The organism is Roseateles aquatilis (genome assembly GCF_002205645.1).
In the GTDB taxonomy this organism is placed as follows: Bacteria; Pseudomonadota; Gammaproteobacteria; order Burkholderiales; family Burkholderiaceae_C; genus Roseateles; species Roseateles aquatilis.
The window spans coordinates 135,726-154,721 of record NZ_NIOF01000007.1; the positions used below are offsets into that span (position 1 = coordinate 135,726).

General features: G+C 69.9%; 18 protein-coding genes. 6 read left to right on the forward strand and 12 right to left on the reverse strand.

Annotated elements, in window-relative coordinates; genetic code table 11:
- The first annotated feature begins 65 nt into the window (after positions 1–65).
- From CDN99_RS16495 to CDN99_RS16505, 3 genes are all read left to right on the forward strand, one after another.
- Positions 66–518, forward strand: coding sequence for a DoxX family protein (locus CDN99_RS16495; protein WP_088385976.1), 453 nt, complete (start codon positions 66–68; stop codon positions 516–518).
- 27 nt (positions 519–545) lie between these two features.
- Positions 546–1,229, forward strand: a complete 684-nt coding sequence (locus CDN99_RS16500; RefSeq protein WP_088385977.1) for a YoaK family protein — start codon at positions 546–548, stop codon at positions 1,227–1,229.
- 107 nt (positions 1,230–1,336) lie between these two features.
- Positions 1,337–1,849, forward strand: coding sequence for a pyridoxamine 5'-phosphate oxidase family protein (locus tag CDN99_RS16505; RefSeq protein ID WP_088385978.1), 513 nt, complete (start codon positions 1,337–1,339; stop codon positions 1,847–1,849).
- Between the two features lie 142 nt (positions 1,850–1,991).
- On the opposite strand, the gene CDN99_RS16510 is transcribed toward CDN99_RS16505, so the two are convergent.
- Positions 1,992–2,549 carry a single-stranded DNA-binding protein gene (locus CDN99_RS16510; RefSeq protein ID WP_088385979.1) on the reverse strand — a complete coding sequence of 186 codons (558 nt, stop codon included), beginning with the start codon at positions 2,547–2,549 and terminating at the stop codon, positions 1,992–1,994.
- Between the two features lie 288 nt (positions 2,550–2,837).
- Between CDN99_RS16510 and recQ the strand changes: the two genes are divergently transcribed.
- Positions 2,838–4,718: a DNA helicase RecQ gene (gene recQ, locus CDN99_RS16515; RefSeq protein ID WP_088385980.1), complete on the forward strand. Its 1,881-nt coding sequence runs from the start codon at positions 2,838–2,840 to the stop codon at positions 4,716–4,718.
- A 177-nt stretch (positions 4,719–4,895) separates the two neighbouring features.
- On the opposite strand, the gene CDN99_RS16520 is transcribed toward recQ, so the two are convergent.
- The 3 genes from CDN99_RS16520 to CDN99_RS16530 all read right to left on the reverse strand — a co-directional run bounded on the left by CDN99_RS16520 (position 4,896) and on the right by CDN99_RS16530 (position 7,887).
- Positions 4,896–5,192, reverse strand: a complete 297-nt coding sequence (locus tag CDN99_RS16520) for a hypothetical protein (RefSeq protein ID WP_088385981.1) — start codon at positions 5,190–5,192, stop codon at positions 4,896–4,898.
- A 338-nt stretch (positions 5,193–5,530) separates the two neighbouring features.
- On the reverse strand, positions 5,531–5,710 hold the full coding sequence (locus CDN99_RS16525) for a hypothetical protein (RefSeq protein ID WP_088385982.1): 180 nt from the start codon (positions 5,708–5,710) through the stop codon (positions 5,531–5,533).
- A gap of 179 nt (positions 5,711–5,889) precedes the next feature.
- Entirely contained in the window at positions 5,890–7,887 is a 1,998-nt protein-coding gene (locus tag CDN99_RS16530) for a putative bifunctional diguanylate cyclase/phosphodiesterase (protein ID WP_088385983.1), read from the reverse strand.
- A 265-nt stretch (positions 7,888–8,152) separates the two neighbouring features.
- On the opposite strand from CDN99_RS16530, the gene uvrA reads away from it, so the two are divergent.
- Positions 8,153–11,122 (forward strand): excinuclease ABC subunit UvrA, encoded by a 2,970-nt coding sequence (gene uvrA / locus CDN99_RS16535; RefSeq protein ID WP_088385984.1) that lies wholly within the window; start codon positions 8,153–8,155, stop codon positions 11,120–11,122.
- A gap of 54 nt (positions 11,123–11,176) precedes the next feature.
- Here the strand turns inward: uvrA and CDN99_RS16540 are convergent, their stop codons facing one another.
- Complete coding sequence (locus CDN99_RS16540; protein WP_158218862.1) at positions 11,177–11,959, reverse strand: MHFG family PEP-CTERM protein; 783 nt, start codon at positions 11,957–11,959, stop codon at positions 11,177–11,179.
- 383 nt (positions 11,960–12,342) lie between these two features.
- Between CDN99_RS16540 and CDN99_RS16545 the strand changes: the two genes are divergently transcribed.
- Positions 12,343–12,720 carry a response regulator gene (locus CDN99_RS16545; RefSeq protein ID WP_088385986.1) on the forward strand — a complete coding sequence of 126 codons (378 nt, stop codon included), beginning with the start codon at positions 12,343–12,345 and terminating at the stop codon, positions 12,718–12,720.
- Between the two features lie 63 nt (positions 12,721–12,783).
- Here CDN99_RS16545 and CDN99_RS16550 read toward each other — a convergent pair whose 3' ends face one another.
- The 7 genes from CDN99_RS16550 to CDN99_RS16580 form a co-directional block, all read right to left on the reverse strand.
- Positions 12,784–13,212: an SWIB/MDM2 domain-containing protein gene (locus tag CDN99_RS16550; protein ID WP_088385987.1), complete on the reverse strand. Its 429-nt coding sequence runs from the start codon at positions 13,210–13,212 to the stop codon at positions 12,784–12,786.
- 367 nt (positions 13,213–13,579) lie between these two features.
- Complete coding sequence (locus CDN99_RS16555; RefSeq protein WP_238139556.1) at positions 13,580–14,992, reverse strand: sulfite reductase subunit alpha; 1,413 nt, start codon at positions 14,990–14,992, stop codon at positions 13,580–13,582.
- A gap of 13 nt (positions 14,993–15,005) precedes the next feature.
- Positions 15,006–16,031, reverse strand: a complete 1,026-nt coding sequence (locus tag CDN99_RS16560) for an FAD:protein FMN transferase (RefSeq protein ID WP_238139557.1) — start codon at positions 16,029–16,031, stop codon at positions 15,006–15,008.
- Between the two features lie 74 nt (positions 16,032–16,105).
- Positions 16,106–16,948 (reverse strand): DUF4198 domain-containing protein, encoded by an 843-nt coding sequence (locus tag CDN99_RS16565; RefSeq protein ID WP_088385988.1) that lies wholly within the window; start codon positions 16,946–16,948, stop codon positions 16,106–16,108.
- Positions 16,949–16,985: 37 nt separating this feature from the next.
- Positions 16,986–17,534, reverse strand: coding sequence for a DUF2271 domain-containing protein (locus CDN99_RS16570; RefSeq protein WP_088385989.1), 549 nt, complete (start codon positions 17,532–17,534; stop codon positions 16,986–16,988).
- 116 nt (positions 17,535–17,650) lie between these two features.
- The gene (locus CDN99_RS16575; protein ID WP_088385990.1) at positions 17,651–18,292 is read right to left on the reverse strand and encodes a PepSY-associated TM helix domain-containing protein; all 642 of its coding nucleotides are present in this window, start codon (positions 18,290–18,292) and stop codon (positions 17,651–17,653) included.
- Complete coding sequence (locus CDN99_RS16580) at positions 18,289–18,969, reverse strand: Fe2+-dependent dioxygenase (protein WP_088385991.1); 681 nt, start codon at positions 18,967–18,969, stop codon at positions 18,289–18,291. The genes CDN99_RS16575 and CDN99_RS16580 overlap by 4 nt, the downstream gene beginning before the upstream one ends.
- Positions 18,970–18,996 lie beyond the last annotated feature (27 nt).

Consider the following 18,996-nt stretch of genomic DNA (forward strand, 5'->3'; position numbering starts at 1 on the left):
GCGCGATGCGGGCTGGCATGAAGCGGCAAGAACCGGCATGAGGTGAATGACATGAGCCCGACACCATGAGCGAATTCCGACCGATACGCCCGTCCTCGCCCGCCACGCCGCGGTGGGTCGAGGCGATCCTGCGATGGCCGCGGCTGGACGTGCTGCTGCGGCTCGGGCTGGCCTCGGCCTACCTGATCGGGGGCGTCAACAAGCTGATGGACTTCCCCGGGGCCGTCGCGGAGCAGGCCCACTTCGGCCTGCAACCGGCGGCGGTGTGGGCGGTGCTGGCGATCGCGGTGGAGCTGATCGCGTCGCTCTGCCTGATCGCGGGCCGCTGGGTGTGGCTGGCCGCGGGGGCGCTGGGCGTGCTGACGCTGGTGGCGATGGTCGTCGCCAACGACTTCTGGCACCTGCAGGGGCAGGCGCGTTTCATGGCGCTCAACGCGTTCTTCGAGCACCTCGGCCTGATCGCCGGCCTGGCCTGCGCGGCGCGGATCGCGCTGCTGAAGCGCCAGGGCACCGGGTGATCACGACATGACAACAAAGGACAAGGCATGACTGGCGCGCGTCGTCTGTTGCTGGCGAGCCTGGCGCTCGGTTTCATCGCCGGGTATGTGGACACGGTGGGATTCGTGGCGCTGTTCGGCCTCTTCACCGCGCACGTGACGGGCAACTTCGTGCTGATCGGCGCGGAGCTGAGCCGGCCCAGCCCTGGCCACGTGCTGCTGAAGCTGCTGGTGTTTCCGACCTTCATCGCGGCGGTCGCGTTGTCGCGCCTGGTGGCGCTGCGCTGCGAGCGCACCAAGCAGATCGCGAGCCGGCCGTTGCTGGTGATGGAGGCGGTGTTCCTCGCGCTGGCATTGGCGGCGAGCATCGGCATCGTGGACCTGGGCCCGCGCGCGCCGTGGGCGATGGCGACGGGCCTGCTGATGACCGCCGCGATGGGCGTGCAGAACGCGGCCGGCCGCCTGGCCTGGCCGGCGCTGACGCCGACGACGGTGATGACCGGCAACGTCACGCAGGTGGTGATCGACGGCGTCGATCTGCTGCGCGGCGCGGCCGGGCCGGAGGTGCGGGACCGCCTCCGGCGATTCATCTGGCCGGTGGGCGCGTTCGGCCTCGGCGCGCTGGCGGGGGGCTTCGCCTACATGGGCTGGCAGTTCTACGCGCTGGTGCTGCCGCTCGCGATGCTGGCGGGCTTGATCGTGCTGGACGTTCGGCCGGAGCCGAAGGGCTGAAGGGCTGAAGAGCTGAGGACGGTCCCGGCGCTGGCCGTCTCGGGCGAGATCACCGCTGGGAGCGGCATTTGCTGATGACGGGCATCTCAACCCACCCGGGGATCCTCATGTCATCCGATCACATCACCGACGCCGAGCGTCGCGAGAAGCTCTGGAGCCTGGTCAAGGACATCAAGACCGCGCTGTTCACCACCCGTCATCCGAACGGTCATCTGCATTCGCGCCCGATGACGCTGCAGAACCGGGACATGGACGAGTCGGAATCGCTCTGGTTCTTCATGTCCAAGCAGGGCGACCCGGTCGCGGACCTGCGCCAGTCCGCGGAGGTCAATGTCGGCTTCGCCGATGCGGGCTCGGACGCCTATGTCTCCGTCTCCGGCCGCGCCGAGATCGTCGAGGACCTGGCGAAGAAACAGGCCTTCTGGAACAAGGCCGCCGAGGCATGGTTCAAGGGCGGCGTCACCGACCCGGACCTTGCGCTGGTCCGCGTGCGCATCACCCACGCCAGCTATTGGGACGTGAAGTCGTCCAAGCTGATGCAGCTTTACGCGATGGCGAAGGCGGCGGTGACCGGCGAGCCGCCGAAGGATCTGGGGGAGACGGGGAAGGTGCGGATGTAAGCGCACGAGTCGCAGGCATCCGCGGATCCCAGCCGATCCCGCATCGCGGGAACGCCCCGTGCGGCGAAAAGCAAAAACCCCGTGGCGTCACCGGCACGGGGTTTTTCGATTCATCGCGCAGATGCGTGTGCGCGAGGGGGACTCAGAACGGGATGTCGTCATCCATGTCGTCGAAGCCGGTCGCCGGCTTCGGCGCGGGAGCCGGGCGCGGCGCGGGCGCGCGCGGAGCCGGGGCACGCGGCGCGTCGAAGTCGCCGCTGTCGCGGCCGCTGCCACCACCGGCACCACCGCTGCCGCGTTCGGCGCTGCGCTCGCGGCTGTAGCCGCTACCGCCACCGCCACCACCACCCATGTCGTCGCCGCCGTCACGGCCGCCCAGCAGCTGCATCTGCTCCGCGATGATCTCGGTAGTGTAGTTGTCCTTGCCTTCCTTGTCCTGCCACTTGCGGGTCTTCAGGCGACCCTCGACATAGACCGGGCGGCCCTTCTTCAGGTACTCGCCGGCGATCTCGGCCAGGCGGTCATAGAACACCACGCGGTGCCATTCGGTCTCTTCCTGGCGCTCGCCGCCTTCGCGGCTCTTCCAGTTGCGGGTCGTCGCGATGCTGACGTTGCAGACCGCGCTGCCGCTCGGCGTGTAGCGCAGTTCCGGGTCGCGGCCCAGGTTGCCGAGGATGATGACTTTGTTGACCGAGGCCATGATTGGTTGCCGTCCGCTTGCGTGTGGTTGGGTGTTCGGAAAGGGAAATGTCGCGTCGCCAATCGCCCGGAATCCAGTCCCGATCGTGACGAGCAAGGGGCGGATTATGCCGCCTGACCCGTTGGGCGTCAGTGCCCGAAATCTTCGCGAAGACCCTGATGGCGGTGGTACGGCCGCCTTGGATCGGTGGGTGACGGCATCCGCCGGGTGCCTGCGCGGGCCCGCCGCGGGTCCGATGCGCGCTCGTTGGATCGGAGCCTCGCGATGTGCGGGACAATCGCGGGCTCCATGAGTCCCCCCCAGCATTCCACCGTCCCGCTCGACATCCTCCAAGAGGTGTTCGGTTACAGCGCCTTCCGCGGCCAGCAGGCGCAGATCGTGGACCATGTGACCGGCGGCGGCGACGCGCTGGTGCTCATGCCCACCGGCGGCGGCAAGAGCCTGTGCTACCAGATCCCCGCCATCGCCCGGCAACGCGCCGGCCACGGCGTCACCGTCGTCGTCAGCCCGCTGATCGCGCTGATGCACGACCAGGTCGGCGCGCTGGAAGAGGCCGGCGTGGAAGCCGCCTTCCTCAATTCGTCGCAGACGCTGGAAGACGCGCAGCGCATCGAGCGCGACATGCTCGCCGGCCGGCTGTCGCTGCTGTACGCCGCGCCCGAGCGGCTCAACACGCCACGCTTCCTGGCGCAACTGCAGTCGCTGTACGAGCGCGGCAAGCTGGGGCTGTTCGCGATCGACGAGGCGCACTGCGTCAGCCAATGGGGACATGACTTCCGCAGCGAATACCTGTCGCTGAACCTGCTGCACGAGCGCTTCCCGGGCATCCCGCGCATCGCGCTGACCGCCACCGCCGACGACATCACCCGCGCCGACATCATCGAGCGGCTGCAGCTGGAGGACGCGCGGGTCTTCGTCGCGTCCTTCGACCGGCCCAACATCCGCTACCTGATCGTCGAGAAGGGCGACAAGCAGCGCGACCAGTTGCTGCGCTTCATCCAGGACGAGCACGAGAGCGACGCCGGCATCGTCTACTGCCAAAGCCGCAAGCGCGTCGACGAGACCGCCGAGTGGCTGCGCGGCGAGGGCATCAACGCGCTGGCGTATCACGCCGGCATGGACTCGGAGATGCGTCGTCGCCATCAGGATCGTTTCCTGCGCGAGGAAGGCATCGTGATGGTGGCGACGGTCGCCTTCGGCATGGGCATCGACAAGCCGGACGTGCGTTTCGTCGCCCACCTGGACCTGCCCAAGAACATCGAGGGCTACTACCAGGAGACCGGCCGCGCCGGCCGCGACGGCGAGCCCGCGCAGGCGTGGATGGCCTACGGGCTGTCCGACGTCGTCAACCAGCGGCGCATGATCGACGAGAGCCCGTCGACCGAGGAATTCAAGCAGGTGCAGCGCGGCAAGCTCGACGCGTTGCTGGCGCTGGCCGAGGCGATCGATTGCCGGCGCGTGCGCTTGCTGTCCTACTTCGGCGAGGAAAGCGAGCCCTGCGGCAATTGCGACAACTGCCTGAATCCGCCGGCGACCTGGAACGCGACCGAGTCGGCGCGCATGGCGATGTCATGCATCTACCGTTTCAAGCAGCATGGCGACATGCAGTTCGGGGCCGGCCACCTGATCGACGTGCTGCGCGGCAAGGAGACCGACAAGGTCCGGCAGTACGGGCATCAGAAGCTGTCGACCTGGGCCATCGGCGCGGCGCTGAGCGAGCAACAGTGGCGCGCGGTGCTGCGGCAACTGTTCGCGCTGGGTTACGTCGCCACCGAGGGCGAATACAACACGCTGGTCCTGACCGACACCGCCCGCGCGGTGCTGCGGGGCGAGGTGGAGTTGCTGATGCGCCAGCCGAGCGCGCCGGCGAAACGCGCGCGCGGCGGCAAGTCGGGGTCGGGCGGCTCGAAGACCTCGCGCGCTTCCGCGGTCGAGGCCGACCTGGACGCCGAGGCGCTGGCGCGTTTCGACATGCTCAAGGCCTGGCGCTCCGGCGTCGCCAAGTCGCATGGCCTGCCGGCCTACGTCATCCTGCAGAACGTGACGCTCGCCGAGCTGGCCCGCGAGCATCCGCGCTCGCTCGACGAGATGTCCGGCATCAGCGGCATCGGCGCGAAGAAACTGGAAGCGTATGGCGAGGCCATCCTCCAGCTGCTGAACGAGGACTGAGCTTGGCGCCTCGGCTGTCGGGACACGAATTCAGGCGACGGTTTCAGCGACTGGATTCAAGGACCGGATTCAAGCAGCGGAAATGAAAACACCCGGCGAATGCCGGGTGTTTTCGTTTGGCGCCGGGGTCGGCCGAAGCCGCCACCCACCGCCGCTGAGACAGCGCAACCCCGGAGCTCAGCAGAGCTGGGTCGTGCAGGCGACCTGGGCCGAGGCCATCTGCTGGCTGTCGGCCGAGGCGTCGCGGTGGCCGGTGATGTAGACGGTGGGCAGTTGCGCGCGCTTGACGGTGATGACCACCGGGTCGAGCGTGATGATCTGGGCGCGCAGCTCCCGCTGTTCCTGGACGTGCAGCATGCTGAGGGCCAGGGCCAGCGTCGCGCCGATGCCGAAGGCGAAAGCCTTGAAGCTGGCGCCGCGGCTCATGCCGATGCGCGGGGTGCTGGTGCGGCGGGTGATGATGGTGGTGCTCATGTCGATCTCCTTGAAGGGGTTGCGTGTGTCAGTGAAGACAGTGTCGTCAACGGACCCTCGACTTGCGAGGCGCGAGCGACGAATGCGCGACGCGACGGAGCGAACTGCACCCGATGCCGACGAATGGGGTTCGGCGGGGGCCAGGACGTGCCCCTGAATCACCGCGATCGCCGGGAACCTCGATTCCATCGATGTTCTGAGGCATTTCAATGGTGTGTCCGCGGACAGTGGCCCGGACAGCGCGGACAGTCCGGACGCAAAAAAAGAAGCCCGCTGGTCAGGCGGGCTTCGAAATGCCGGGGGGAAGCGTGGCGTCTATCGGATCACAAGTCGCGGCGTCATCCGCGGGGCTTGCTGGCCTGGTCGGCCTGAGGTCCCGGCATGGTCTGCGTGGCCCAGTGTTGGGAAGCCGCCGGCGGACGCATCGCTTCGCTCTGGTCCGCCAGCCACACGGCGATGACGGCCGCGCTGGCCACGGCGGCCAGTGCGGTGAAGAAGGTTTTTGCGGCGTCGTTCATGGCGTTCTCCCCTGCTGTCGTGTCCATCGGTGGACATCGGTACAGGCTGGACTTTGCGTTGCCGCCCCGCCCGCCGCCAGGGCAAGGCGACGAACTGCCGCAAGAACGCGCCGAAATGCCTTTTGGCTGGCTGAATGGAAGTTAGGGGGGGATCCCCCCGCGACGCGACGCGCGGTCCCTCAGGGCGCCCCGGAATGGGGCGGCCAGGCCGCCAGGCGCGCTTCCAGCGCCTGGGCCGGCTGGGGGCGGCAATACAGGTAGCCCTGCTGCTGCCAGCAGCCCAGCGCGAGCAGCGCATCGCGCTGGGCCTCGGTCTCGACGCCCTCGGCCACCACCTCGATGCCCAGTGCCTGCGCCATGCCCATCATGGCCTGCACCAGCGCCCGGTCGTCGGGGCTGGCCGGCAGGTCCCGGACGAAGGCCCGGTCGATCTTCAACCGCGCCGGCCGCAGCAGCTTCAAGTAGGCCAGCGACGAGTAGCCGGTGCCGAAGTCGTCCACCGACAGGCTCAGCCCCAGGTCGGCCAGCCGCGTCAGCGTCTGCAGCACGGTGTCGGTGTCGGTCAGCAAGGTGCTTTCGGTGAGCTCGATCGCCAGCTCGCCGGGCTCGACGCCGTGACGGCCCATGGCCTCGGCGATGCGCTCGGCCAGGCTCGGATCGCGGAACTGCAGCGCCGACAGGTTGATGGCGATCGGCCCGGGATGCCGCCCCGCCGCCTTCCAGCGCGCCAACTGCGCGCAAGCCTTCTCGATCGTGCTCCAGCCCAGCGCCAGGATCTGGCCGGTTTCTTCCGCCAGCTCGATGAAGTGGCCCGGCATCACCAGCCCCCGCTGCGGATGCTGCCAGCGCATCAGCGCCTCCAGGCCGCGCCAGGCGCCGGTGCGGGCGTCGACCAGGGCCTGGTAGTGCAACAGCAACTCGTCGCGCTCCAGCGCCTGGGCCAGCTCCCGCTCCAGCTCCATGCGCTCGACCGCCGCCGCGTCCATGTCCTGCTGGAAGAAGCTGTAGCGCGAGCGCCCCAACTGCTTGGCGCGGTACATCGCCAGGTCGGCGTGACGCACCATCGTGTCGAAGTCGTCACCGTCGCGCGGATAGAGGGCGATGCCGATGCTGGCCGAGACGCTGGCCATGCCGCCTTCCAGCTGGAGCGGCGCGTTCAGCGCCTCGATCAGCCGCTGCGCGGCATGGGCGACATGGTCGCTGGAGTCGCGCATCAGCAGCAGGAACTCGTCGCCGCTGACCCGGCAGGCGAGGTCGGACTCACGCACCGCCTGCCGCAGCCGCTCGCTGGCCTGCAGCAGCATGCGGTCGCCGGCCGCGTGGCCCAGCGAGTCGTTGATCGCCTTGAACCGGTCCAGGTCGACGAACAGCAGCGCCAGGTGCGTGCCGTCGCGCCGCGCGACCGCCGCCTCGTGGAGGAACACCTCGCGGAACAAGGTCCGGTTGGGCAGCCCGGTCAGATGGTCGTACATCGCCAGCTGATGCAGCTGCGCGTTCTTGCTTTCCATGTCGGCGAGCAGGCCGGCGATCTGCTGGCCCATCTGGTCCAGGTGGACGCCGAGCTGGCCCAGCTCGTCCTTGCGGTTCCAGCGCAGCCGAGGCACCGGCTCGCGCAGCGCGATCGCGCTGGCCAGTTGCTTGAGGCGATCGATCGGGCGGACGAGCCGCAGGTAGAAGACCAGCAGCACGATCACCACGCCCGCCACCACCTGCACGGCGACGATCGCGGCGGTTTGCCGACGGCCTTCTTCGAGCATGCGCTCCTGCGCCGCGTCGTCGAAGTGGACCCGCAGGCTGCCCAGCACCTGCCCCTCGCGCCGGATCATGGCGGCCAGCGTGACCGTCGGCCAGCCCGGGCTGCATTTGGTGCGGACGATGTCCGGCGTCTCGGCGCGCTCTTCGCTGAGCTCCACGCCGCAGACGTTCACGTCGGACAGCAGCTGGTCCAGCGCCCGCTGCACCGCGGTGCTGTCCACCGTCCACAGCGGCTCGGCCAGTCCGTTGGCGGCCAGCGTCAGCACGGCGGCGCGCTGGCCTTCCAGCACCGGCTCCAGGCTGCGCCGGATCAGCGAGTCGCTGAAGGCGACCAGCAGCAGCGCCGGCGCCGCGATCCCGACGACCACCGCCAGCAGGATCACACTGCGCAGCGACAGCGACGGGGCTTTGAGTTTGATCAACGGATGAGCGGTGGGGTGGGAGGAATCGGCGGGATTTTGCACCCCCGTGACAGAGGCGCCACACCCTCAAGGCGGGGACGTCGAGGAGGATTTCAGGATTTGGGCGCTCGGGCGCGCTCCCGGGGGCGCTCGGGAGGGCGAGCGCGGGCGGGCGTCGGTCGGTTCGACGCCCCCCGCTGCCACCCGCTGTCAGCAATGCCGGGCGTGGAAAGGACCGGGGGCCTATCATGTCGAGTTCGCCTTCCGCCGCCCCCTGCCGCCCCTCATGTCCACGCTCCCGCCCGTCCCTCCCGCCCCGTCCGAGGCCACCACCGGGTCTCAGGGCACGTACCTGGGCCAGGCGATCGGCCAGACGCCCATGATCCGCGTGCGCGGCGCGCGGACCCACAACCTCAAGAACATCGACGTCGACCTGCCCCGCAACAAGCTGGTCGTCATCACCGGCCTGTCCGGCTCGGGCAAGTCCAGCCTGGCCTTCGACACGCTGTATGCCGAAGGGCAGCGCCGCTACGTCGAGAGCCTGTCCGCCTACGCGCGCCAGTTCCTGCAGCTGATGGACAAGCCCGAGGTCGACGTGATCGAGGGCCTGTCGCCGGCGATCTCGATCGAGCAGAAGGCCACCAGCCACAACCCGCGCTCCACCGTCGGCACCGTCACCGAGATTCACGACTACCTGCGCCTGCTCTACGCCCGCGCCGGCACGCCGTTCTGCCCCGACCACCACCTGCCGCTGGAGGCGCAGAGCGTCGGCCAGATGGTGGACGCGGTGCTGGCGATGCCGGACGAGTCGCGGCTGCTGGTGCTCGCGCCCGTCGTGCGCGACCGCAAGGGCGAGTTCATCGAGCTGTTCCAGGATCTGCAGGCGCAGGGTTACGTGCGCTTCCGCGTCGACGGCCAGACCGTCGAGGTGGCGGACCTGCCGACGCTGAAGAAGGCCGAGAAGCACGACATCGACGTGGTCGTCGACCGCATCAAGCTGCGCCACGACAGCGCCGACACGCTGCGCCAGCGGCTCGCGGAGAGCTTCGAGGCGGCGCTGCGGCTGGCCGATGGCCGCGCGCTGGTGCTCGACATGGACCGCGGCACCGAGGCCATCTATTCCAGCAAGTTCGCGTGCCCGATCTGCAGCTACTCGCTGCCGGAGCTGGAGCCGCGGCTGTTCTCGTTCAACTCGCCGGTCGGCGCCTGCCCGGCGTGCGAGGGCCTCGGCCTGGTGACCGTGTTCGATCCGGACCGCGTCGTCGCCTTCCCGACGCTGAGCCTGGCCAGCGGCGCGGTCAAGGGCTGGGACCGGCGCAACGCCTACACCTTCTCGATGCTGGAATCGGTCGCCAAGCATTACGGCTTCGACATCGAGCTGCCGTTCGAGGACCTGCCCGAGGCCGCCCGCGCCGTGCTGCTGACCGGCTCCGGCGAGGACGAGATCACCTTCGTCTACCAGGCCGAGGGCGCCAACGGCCGCAAGCGCAGCGTGAAGCGCTCGCATCCGTTCGAAGGCATCCTGCCCAACCTGCAGCGCCGCTTCCGCGAGACGGACTCCGCGGCGGTGCGCGAGGAGCTGGCGCGGTACCAGAGCGCCAAGCCCTGCACGCAGTGCGAGGGCTCGCGCCTGCGCCGCGAGGCGCGCAACGTGCTGCTGCAGCCGGCCGATGCCGCCGACGGCGAGCGCGGGAAGCCGATCTACGAGGTCGAGCACGCCACGCTGCGCGAGGCGCTGACCTACTTCGAGAGCCTCAAGCTCAAGGGCGCCAAGGCGGAGATCGCCGACAAGGTGATCCGCGAGATCGCGTCACGGCTGCACTTCCTCAACGACGTCGGCCTCAACTACCTGAGCCTGGACCGCAGCGCCGACACGCTGTCCGGCGGCGAGGCGCAGCGCATCCGGCTGGCGTCGCAGATCGGCTCCGGCCTGACCGGCGTGATGTACGTGCTGGACGAACCCAGCATCGGCCTGCACCAGCGCGACAACGACCGGCTGATCGCGACGCTGCGGCGGCTGCGCGACCTGGGCAACTCGGTGCTGGTCGTGGAGCACGACGAGGACGCGATCCGCGCCGCCGACCATGTGCTGGACCTGGGCCCCGGGGCCGGCGTGCACGGCGGCCGCATCATGGCGCAGGGCACGCCGGAGGAAGTCGCGGCCAACCTGGAGTCGTCCACCGGCCGCTACCTGAGCGGCGTCGAGCGCATCGAGGTGCCCAAACGCCGTCACACGCTGGCCGAAAGCGCCGACCCGCGCACGCTCAAGATCGTCAACGCGCGCGGCAACAACCTGAAGGGCGTGACCGCCGAGTTCCCGGTCGGGCTGCTGACCTGCGTCACCGGCGTGTCCGGCTCGGGCAAGAGCACGCTGGTCAACGACACACTGTATGCCGCGGTCTCGCGCAAGCTCTATCAGAGCCACGCCGAGCCGGCCGCGCACGACGAGATCGACGGCATGGATGCCTTCGACAAGGTCATCAACGTCGACCAGTCGCCGATCGGCCGCACGCCGCGCTCGAACCCGGCGACCTACACCGGCCTGTTCACGCCGATCCGCGAGCTCTTCGCCGAGATGCCCACCGCGCGCGAGCGCGGCTACGGCGCCGGGCGCTTCAGCTTCAACGTCGCCGGCGGCCGCTGCGAGTCCTGCCAGGGCGACGGCGTGCTGAAGGTGGAGATGCACTTCCTGCCCGACGTCTACGTCCCCTGCGACACCTGCGGCGGCAAGCGCTACAACCGCGAGACGCTGGAGGTGCTCTACAAGGGCCGCAACATCTCGGAGGTGCTGGGCCTGACGGTGGAGGACGCGCTGGCGTTCTTCAGCGCGGTGCCGACGCTGGCGCGCAAGCTGCAGACGCTGATGGACGTCGGCCTGGGGTACGTGAAGCTGGGGCAGAGCGCGACCACGCTGTCCGGCGGCGAGGCGCAGCGCGTGAAGCTGGCGCTGGAGCTGTCCAAGCGGGACACGGGCCGCACGCTCTACATCCTCGACGAGCCGACCACCGGCCTGCACTTCGCCGACATCGCGCTGCTGCTGAAGGTGTTGCACCAGTTGCGCGACGCGGGCAACACGATCGTGATCATCGAGCACAACCTGGACGTGATCAAAACCGCCGACTGGGTGCTGGACATGGGCCCAGAAGGCGGTTCCGGCGGCGGCTTGCTGCTGATCGCGGGCACGCCCGAGGATGTCGCCGCCTGCGAGGCCAGCCACACCGGCCGTTATCTGAAGCCGCTGCTGGCGCGCGGCTGAGGCACCGCCGAGACACGGCGGAAGTGCCGCGCGAGCGGCGCCGGATGCGAGTCGTCAGGCCTGGCGGCCCGGACGGCCCTGACGGCGCCTGGCGGTGACCGCCAGCGCACCCAGGCCGAGCGCGAACAGCAACCAGGTCTGCGGCTCCGGCACGCCGGGCACGGGCGGCGTGATGCCGCCGCCGCCTTGCGGCAGCTGGGGCAAGGTGATCAGGCCCGGGCCGCCGACCGTCGGACCGGTGCCGCCCAGTCCGCCACCGGTGGCCGGCGGATTGACCAGGCTGCCGCCGGAGGACGCCGTCGGCAGTCCCGCGGTGCGGGCGAAGCTGCCCGGATCGCCCGCACCGCCGCTGTCCGGCGCACCGGCTCCCGGCGGATCGAACATCAGCGGTTCTTCTTCGTTCTTCGCCACCGGCGATCCGGCGGCCGGCTTGAGCTTGCCGCGCGAGATGCGGCTGACGTTGCGGCAGACGGTGGGCACGAGGATGCACTCGCCGTCCTCGCAATAGACCAGGCCGCGCTCCAGCATGCGGTCGTTCCACTTCGCGCGGGTGACGGTCTGGCAGACCGAGCCGGCGCCGAAGTGCATGTCTCGGATCTCGCTGCCGTAGTCGTAGCGGCCGACGATGCTGTCGCGGTGGATGTCGACGATCTCGTCGTACTGGCGTGCTTCCATGCGCGCCTTGAGCTTCGCGCGGGTCGCCGCCGGGATGTCCTTGTAGCGGTCGACGGCCGCCACCAGGTCGCCCATGAAGGGGTTCACCCCCGGCCGGTCCCAGGAGCAGTTGGGCAACGTCACCGTGGACGCGGCCAGCGCGAATGCAGCCACCAACGACATGGATTGTTCTCTTGTTGCGGCTGCGGCCTGCCGCGACGGAGTCGCGAGGGTCAGGCCTTGCCGGCGTCTCGTCCCTGCGTCCATCCATGTCGGATGGGGCGGGACTTGGCGGCAGTGTAGGGAGCGATGGGACGCCGATCGCGCCGGGCCCCCTCAGCCGGGGGAGGTGCGCCACGTGTTTTTGTCACATTCGCCTCACACATCGCACAAGGGACGGCCGCAGGGGACGCGACGACGGCGTCCTTGTCCCCTCGCCGACGGCCTGGCGAGGCGCCGCGCACGGGGCGGCGGACCGCGTCCGTTGACGTCAACGGCGGCAGGGACAACGCTGCCAGGGCCCGGATTTCGCTGGTATCGTGCGCCTTCCCCTGCCAGCCGCCGCCATGTCTTCCTCCGACTCCGCCCGCCACGTCCTGTATGTCGAGGACGACCGCATCAACATCGTCCTGATGGAGGAGGTCTTCCGCCCGATGACCGGCTGGACGCTGCATGTGGCGGAGACCGGCGGGCAGGCGATGGAGATGCTGCCGCGCGTGATGCCGGCGCTGGTCCTGATGGACATGAACCTGCCGGACATGAACGGCCTGCAGCTGATGGCGCTGGTGCGCGCCGACGAGCGCCTGGCCGGGCTGCGCTGCATCGCGCTGTCCGCCGACGTGATGGACGACCAGCGCCAGCGCGCGCGCGCCGCGGGCTTCCAGGATTACTGGCTCAAGCCGATCGACGTGCGCAAGCTGCGCGAGGCGCTCGAGCGGCTCTGACGCAAAAAAGCCCGCGCGAGGCGGGCTTTGTCCTGAAGGCACGGGGCCTGTCGGCCCCGGCGATCAATCCTTCAGATGGCTGTTGATCAGACGGGTCATCTCGAACATGTCCGCCTTGGCCTTGCCGAAGATTTCCTTCAGCTTGGCATCGGCGTTGATGACGCGCTTCTGAGCCGCATCCTGCAGGTTGTGCTTCTTGATGTATTCCCAGACCTTCTTCACCACGTCGGTCCGCGGCAGCGGCTTGTCGCCGACGATCGCGGCCAGCGCGGGGCTGGGGGTCAGGGCCTTCATGAAGGCGGCGTTGGGGGTGCGCTTCTTCGCGGGCGCGGCCGTCTTGGCCGCGGGCGCCTTGGCAGGAGCCTTCGCGGGCGCAGCCTTCTTCGCAGGAGCCGCCGCCTTCTTCGCCGGAGCGGCGGCCTTCTTCGCAGGAGCCGCCTTCTTCGCCGGCGCCGCCTTCTTGGCGGGCGCGGCCTTCTTCGCAGTTGCCATTTCGATTCTCTCCATCAAGGGTTGTTGATGTGCCGGGCCCTGGTGAAGGTCTGACGCCTTCGGTACTCGTTGGCACCCTGCGCGGGCAATGGTACTGCGCACCTCTGCCATTGAGAAGGCTTTACCGGGGGGGAAACGAACTGGAAGTCAACGCCGAACCCTCGCTTTGTCGCAGGCGCGCATCAGTCCACGCGTCGCGACGCGTCCGCTACGGGCTTCCCCGTGGTCATCGCGGTCGCGCGGCATCGGCCGATCCCGACGCGCGCGCGTCGATCGGAGGCGCTCGCGCAACCACGATCCAGGCCGCGATCGACGTCCCGATCAACGTCCTGATCGGCCTGCCGTTCGAGGCCCCGATGCCCACGGCTCAATACACGTCGCGTCGGTACCGGCCGTGCTGGATCAGCGCGTCGACCGATGCCTCGCCGAGTGTCTCCCGCAGCACCGCGTCGACCGCGCCCGCCATGCCTTGCAGGCTGCCGCAGACGTAGAGCGCGGCGCCGTGCTGGATCCACTCGCGCAGCCGCTGCGCATGGCGCGCGAGCAGATGCTGGACATGCAGCCGCTCCGATTGGTCGCGCGAGAACGCCCAGTCCGCATGCGCGATCAGACCGTCGCGCTGCCAGCCCTCGATCTCGTCGCGGCAATGCGCATCGTGCGCGGACTGGCGCTCGCCGAAGAGCAGCCAGGCCGGCGCGACCGATGGCGACGATGCGAGCCTCGATGCCGACGCTGCGCGCGCCTTCAGGTGCGCGCGCAGACCGGCGAGACCCGTGCCGTTGCCGATCAGGATCAACCTGCGATCGCTGTTGGCGCCGATGCGGAAGCTCGCGTGCGGTCGCAGTCGCAGCGCGACGGTGCCGTCGAGCGGCAATTGCTCGGTCAGCAAGCCGGAGGCCAGGCCGGGCGTGCCGTCCTCGCGCGCGGTGCGGCGCACCATCAACGCGACACGGCCGTCGGAAGGCAGGGAGGCGATCGTGTACTCGCGCGGTCGGCGCGCATCGTCGCCGGCGCTGTCCAGCGCGATCCGGATCTGCACGAGATCACCGGCTTCCCATGCCGGCAGCGGCGTGCCGTCGGCAGGCGTGAGCTCGAGGTGGAACACCGGCCCGCCCTGGCTGCCCGGATTCAGATGACGGCGCGCGGTCAGTCGCCACGGCGTGAAGACCGGCGCGTCCCACTCGGCCAGATCGGCGGTGCCGGCGAGATGGCTAAGCCGCTGCCGCCACTGCGCGAGCGACTGCGGATCGGCGCGGTCGACGTCGATGCGATCGAACAGCGGCTGCGCGCCGCGCTCGTGCAGCCACGCGTCGAGCGCGCGACCGAAGCCGCAGAAGTGGCTGTACGTCGCGTCGCCGAGCGCCATCACGCCGACCTCCAGCGCCGACAGGTCCGGTGCGTCGGCCGCGGCCATCAGGTCGCGCGCGAACGGCGCGGCGCTGTCAGGCGCGTCGCCCTCGCCATGGGTGCTGGCGATGAACAGCGCATGGCGCGCGGCCAGCAGCTCGTCGCGTCCGATCTCGCCGAGCGCGGCAACGCGCACCGGCATGCCCGCCAGGTGCAAGACCTTGGCGGTCTGCCACGCGATCTCCTCGGCCTGGCCGGTCTGGCTGGCGTGCAGCACGAGCACCGGCGGGCCGGCATCGGCGGCCGGCAACAGCGCGGCGCAGGCCGCCGCCGCCTGGTTCAGCCGACGGCGGTGGCGCCACCAGACCGCGGCGCACATCACCAGGTAGAGCGCGGTCAGCAGCAGCGCCGCCGCAGGACGGGACAGGATCACGACACCCTCTTTCTCACAGCATCAGTTCGCGCATGGCGGCGGAGAAGGTCTCCTCGAAACCGCCGCCCTCGGCCGCCGTCCGGCGCCGCACCAGCAGTGCCGCCAGCCCGAGCCGGTCCGCCAGTGCGAGCCCGTCGCGCGGGCCGAGCACCATCAGCGCGGTCGACCAGCCGTCCGCCCACATCGCGCTGTCATGCACAACGGTGACCGCGGCCAGCCCGTGCGCCACCGGCTGGCGCGTGCGGGGATCGAGGGTGTGGGAGCGCCGATGGCCGTCGGCACCGGCGTAGTACTTGCGGTAATCGCCGGAGGTGGCGACCGCCAGGCCGTGCAGCGCCAGCCGCACCGGCGCCAGGCCGCAGTCGGCCGACAGCGGCTCCAGATCCACCCACCAGGGCTGGCCGTCCGGCTTGAGGCCGGCGCCGCGCAGCTCGCCGCCGATCTCGACGAGGTGATTCGGCAAGCCCAGCCGGGTCAGCAACTCCGACACGCGATCGACCGCATGGCCCTTGGCGATCGCGGACAGGTCCAGCGTCGCGCCGCCAGGCTGCGTCAGCGCGCGGCGTTCGCCATCCCACGGGAGCGAGTCCCAGCCACAGTGCACGCGGGCGCGATCGGCGGCCGACGGCACGCGGAAGTCCGGCGCGTCGTGGCGCGGCGCGAGGGCCGTTTCTCCAGTCGGTCCAAAGCCCCACAACGCGACCAGCCCGCCGGCGGTCGGGTCGTACGCCCCGTCGCTGGCCGCGGCGATGCGCAGCGCGGCATCGAGGACGCTGGCGAAACCCTCCGGCAACACGCGCACGCTGCCGACCGCCGCGCGGTTGAAGCGGCTGAGATCGGAGGCCGCCGTCCAATGGCTCATCTGCTCGATCACGTCGTCGCAGACGTGGACGACGGCCTCGGCGATCGTGCTGTCGCGCAAGCCCGCCGGGCCGATGAAGCGCACCGACCAGGTGGTGCCCATCGTCTCGCCGTCCAGCGCGTGCAAGGTCTGGCCCAGCGACGGCGGCTCCCCGTCGATGCGCAGGGGGACGAGCACGCGCGGCTCGGGCGGCGGGTGCGGCGACATCGCGCCGCCCCCCGCGCCCGAGACGTCGGCCGTCCCCGCGGTCATCACTTCGGCAGGACCTCGAAGGTCGCGCTCACGGTGGCGCGCTGCACCGGCGCGGCACGCGTGCCGGCCGGCGCGTCGGGACCGCGCGCCGGACCCGAGCTGGCGCCGATGAAGTAGCGGCCGGGCTCGGTCCACTCGACGGTGAACTCGCCCTTGGCGTCCGACTTCAGCTCGACCTCGCCGAACTTGTAGCGGTAGCGGTTGCCTTCGCGGATCAGCTTGATCTGGATGTCGGCGGCCGGCTTGCCGTCCAGCACCAGGCGGAACTTGGTCCTGTCGCCGTGGCTCAGGTCGGTGACCGGGCCCAGCGGCAGCAACTCCAGGCCGTTGCCCTCGGGCGCGAAGTCGACCTTGCCGGCCTCTTCCTTGCTGACGAAGGTCTGCTGGCGGTTGGTGGTCAGCGACATCGCGGTGATCTCGGCATCGGCCGGCACGTCCTTGGCGAAGGTCGCCGGCGTGCTGCGGAAGCGCTTGGTCTCGCCGCCCTGCTTGTAGCTGCCCATCAGCGCCTGGCTGATGTTGCTGACGCGGTAGGTGCCGTCCAGCGTCAGCTTCAGGTCGAAGCTCTCGCGGTGGCGGGCGGCGTTGCGGTTCTCGGGCTCCAGCGCCTTGCCGTCCGGGCCGGTGATGCGGACGGTCTCCAGCTTCAACGCGCGCTCGAAGTTGAAGAGGTCCTCGGAGACGGCGGCGTCGAAGGACGCGACCGGCTCCTTGCCGTCGAAGGCGGCCTTGTTGGGCAGCAGCCAGGTCATGTGGGCGTGCGCCGACAGCGGCAGCAGCGCGGCGACGGCCAGCGCCAGCGGCGCCAGACGGGAGGCGATCGGGGTGTTCAGCAGCGTCATGGGTGCGTTCCTGCGTGCGAGGTCTTGGGGCGGGCGATCAGGGCTTGGCGGTCAGTTCGAGGGCGCCGAGCTCATGCTCGCCTTGCACCTTCACGGACTGCGGCGCCTTCACCGGCCAGGTCAGCGGCAGGCGCTGCACCTCGCGGCCGCCGGCTTCGCGGCTGGACTCGATCACCAGGTCGTACTTGCCCGGGGGCAGCGCGGCGAGCGCGGCGTTGGTGTCGAGGCTGATGGCGTGCTCACCCGGCGCGCGCGTCGCGGCGGTCACGCCGTCGGCCGGCACGGTCAGGGCGCGACCGCCCTGGCGCCACCACTGGCGCATGTCCTTGAGCCACTTGGTGCCGGCGTTGTTCTGCTTCTTGACGTCGTACCAGACCGCCAGTTGCGCCACGGCGGGGCCGGACTCGCCGGCCTTCTCCACCCAGACGGCGATGTAGGGGCGGTGGTACTCGGCGACGTTCAGGCGCGGCAGCTCCAGCTTGAGCTGCACGGTGGCGGCCCAGGCGGACGAGCCGGCGCCGAACGCGCCCAGCGCACCCAGCGCCAGGAGGGTTCGACTGGGGAGGCGAGGAGCGGAGCGATGCATGGTCGTGGTCTCGGTTGTGAATCGGATCGGGAGGGCGGAGGTCCTGGCGACGGCTCGGAACGGAAGAAGAAATCGGGGCGACGGCGCGTGGCTGCGATCGGGCCGCGCGCGATCGGTCAATGGATCAGCAGCAGCGCCAGCAGCGCGGGAATCACCAGCCCCAGGCCGACCAGCGGCCAGGTGCTGGGCCGGCTGACCGCATGGAACTTCAGGATCAGCAGGCCGGTGATCGAGAACAACAGGCAGGCGGCGGCGAAGATGTCGATGAACCAGCTCCAGGCGACGCCGGCATTGCGCCCCTTGTGCAGGTCGTTGAGGAAGGAGATCCAGCCGCGGTCGGTGTCCTCGAATTCGATCTCGCCGCTGTCACGCGCGATGCGGATCCAGGCATCGCCGCCGGGTCGCGGCAGGGCGAGGTAGATCTCGTCGCGACTCCATTCGGCCTCGCGCGCGTCGATCGGGCGGTCCAGTTCCTTGGCCAGCCAGGCCCGCACCGGCGCCGGCACGGCGGCCTTGTGGTCCGCTTCCTTGTCGGCGACGGGGCGCACGGCCTTCACCAGCTCGTCGGGCAATCGCGCCGTCTTGTTGACGATCGCGGGTTTGGCTTCGATGTCGGCGGCGTGGTTCAGCGTGAAGCCGGTGACGGCGAACAGGATCATGCCGATCAGGCAGACCGCCGAGCTGATCCAGTGCCACTGGTGCAGCTGCTTGAGCCAGGCGGACCGCCGGGCGGGATTGGGGTGCGTGGGCTCGCTCATGTCTCGGCCCAGAGCCGCAGCAGGTTGTGATAGTGGCCGGTCAACGCGGTGGTCTCGGCGTCGTCGCCCAGGCGGCCGCGCAGCTTCTGGATGGTCTGGTCGAGCTCGAACAGCATCGCGCGCTGCCAGTCCTGGCGGATCATGCTCTGCGTCCAGAAGAACGAGCACACGCGCGCACCGCGCGTCACCGGCATCACGCGATGCAGGCTGGTGCTGGCGTAGACGATCAGGTCGCCGGCCGGCAGCTTGACTTCGTGGGTGCCGTAGGTGTCGACGACTTCCAGCTCGCCGCCCTCGTACTCGTCGGGCTCGCACAGGAACAGCGTCGAGGACACGTCGCTGCGCAGCGGCTGCTCGGTGCCGCGCTGGCGCATGATCGCGCCGTCGACGTGGAAGCCGTATTGCTCGCCGCCCTCGTAGCGGTTGAACAGCGGCGCCAGCGTGCGCAGCGGCAGCGCGGCCGACGTGAAGACCGGGTGGCGCGCCAGCACCTGGCGAATGTGCGCGCCGATCTGGACGGCCGCCGGATGGTCGACCGGCAGTTGGCGGTTCTGCTTGACCTTGGCGCCCTGCTCGCCCACGGTCGCGCGGCCGTCGGTCCAGTCGGCGGCGTCGAGCAGCCGGCGCATCTCGCGCACGTCCTGCTTGCTGAGCACTTCGGGGATGTGAAGGAGCATGTCCGGATCGAATCGAAATCGGGAAAG

Coding starts and splice junctions, on each gene's coding strand:
- CDN99_RS16550 (WP_088385987.1), bottom strand. CDS start 13,212: ATGGCAACTGCGAAGAAGGCCGCGCCCGCCAAGAAGGCGGCGCCGGCG.
- CDN99_RS16575 (WP_088385990.1), bottom strand. CDS start 18,292: ATGAGCGAGCCCACGCACCCCAATCCCGCCCGGCGGTCCGCCTGGCTC.
- CDN99_RS16580 (WP_088385991.1), bottom strand. CDS start 18,969: ATGCTCCTTCACATCCCCGAAGTGCTCAGCAAGCAGGACGTGCGCGAG.
- recQ (WP_088385980.1), top strand. CDS start 2,838: ATGAGTCCCCCCCAGCATTCCACCGTCCCGCTCGACATCCTCCAAGAG.
- CDN99_RS16545 (WP_088385986.1), top strand. CDS start 12,343: ATGTCTTCCTCCGACTCCGCCCGCCACGTCCTGTATGTCGAGGACGAC.
- CDN99_RS16510 (WP_088385979.1), bottom strand. CDS start 2,549: ATGGCCTCGGTCAACAAAGTCATCATCCTCGGCAACCTGGGCCGCGAC.
- uvrA (WP_088385984.1), top strand. CDS start 8,153: ATGTCCACGCTCCCGCCCGTCCCTCCCGCCCCGTCCGAGGCCACCACC.
- CDN99_RS16505 (WP_088385978.1), top strand. CDS start 1,337: ATGTCATCCGATCACATCACCGACGCCGAGCGTCGCGAGAAGCTCTGG.
- CDN99_RS16565 (WP_088385988.1), bottom strand. CDS start 16,948: ATGACGCTGCTGAACACCCCGATCGCCTCCCGTCTGGCGCCGCTGGCG.
- CDN99_RS16500 (WP_088385977.1), top strand. CDS start 546: ATGACTGGCGCGCGTCGTCTGTTGCTGGCGAGCCTGGCGCTCGGTTTC.
- CDN99_RS16570 (WP_088385989.1), bottom strand. CDS start 17,534: ATGCATCGCTCCGCTCCTCGCCTCCCCAGTCGAACCCTCCTGGCGCTG.
- CDN99_RS16495 (WP_088385976.1), top strand. CDS start 66: ATGAGCGAATTCCGACCGATACGCCCGTCCTCGCCCGCCACGCCGCGG.
- CDN99_RS16525 (WP_088385982.1), bottom strand. CDS start 5,710: ATGAACGACGCCGCAAAAACCTTCTTCACCGCACTGGCCGCCGTGGCC.
- CDN99_RS16540 (WP_158218862.1), bottom strand. CDS start 11,959: ATGTCGTTGGTGGCTGCATTCGCGCTGGCCGCGTCCACGGTGACGTTG.
- CDN99_RS16520 (WP_088385981.1), bottom strand. CDS start 5,192: ATGAGCACCACCATCATCACCCGCCGCACCAGCACCCCGCGCATCGGC.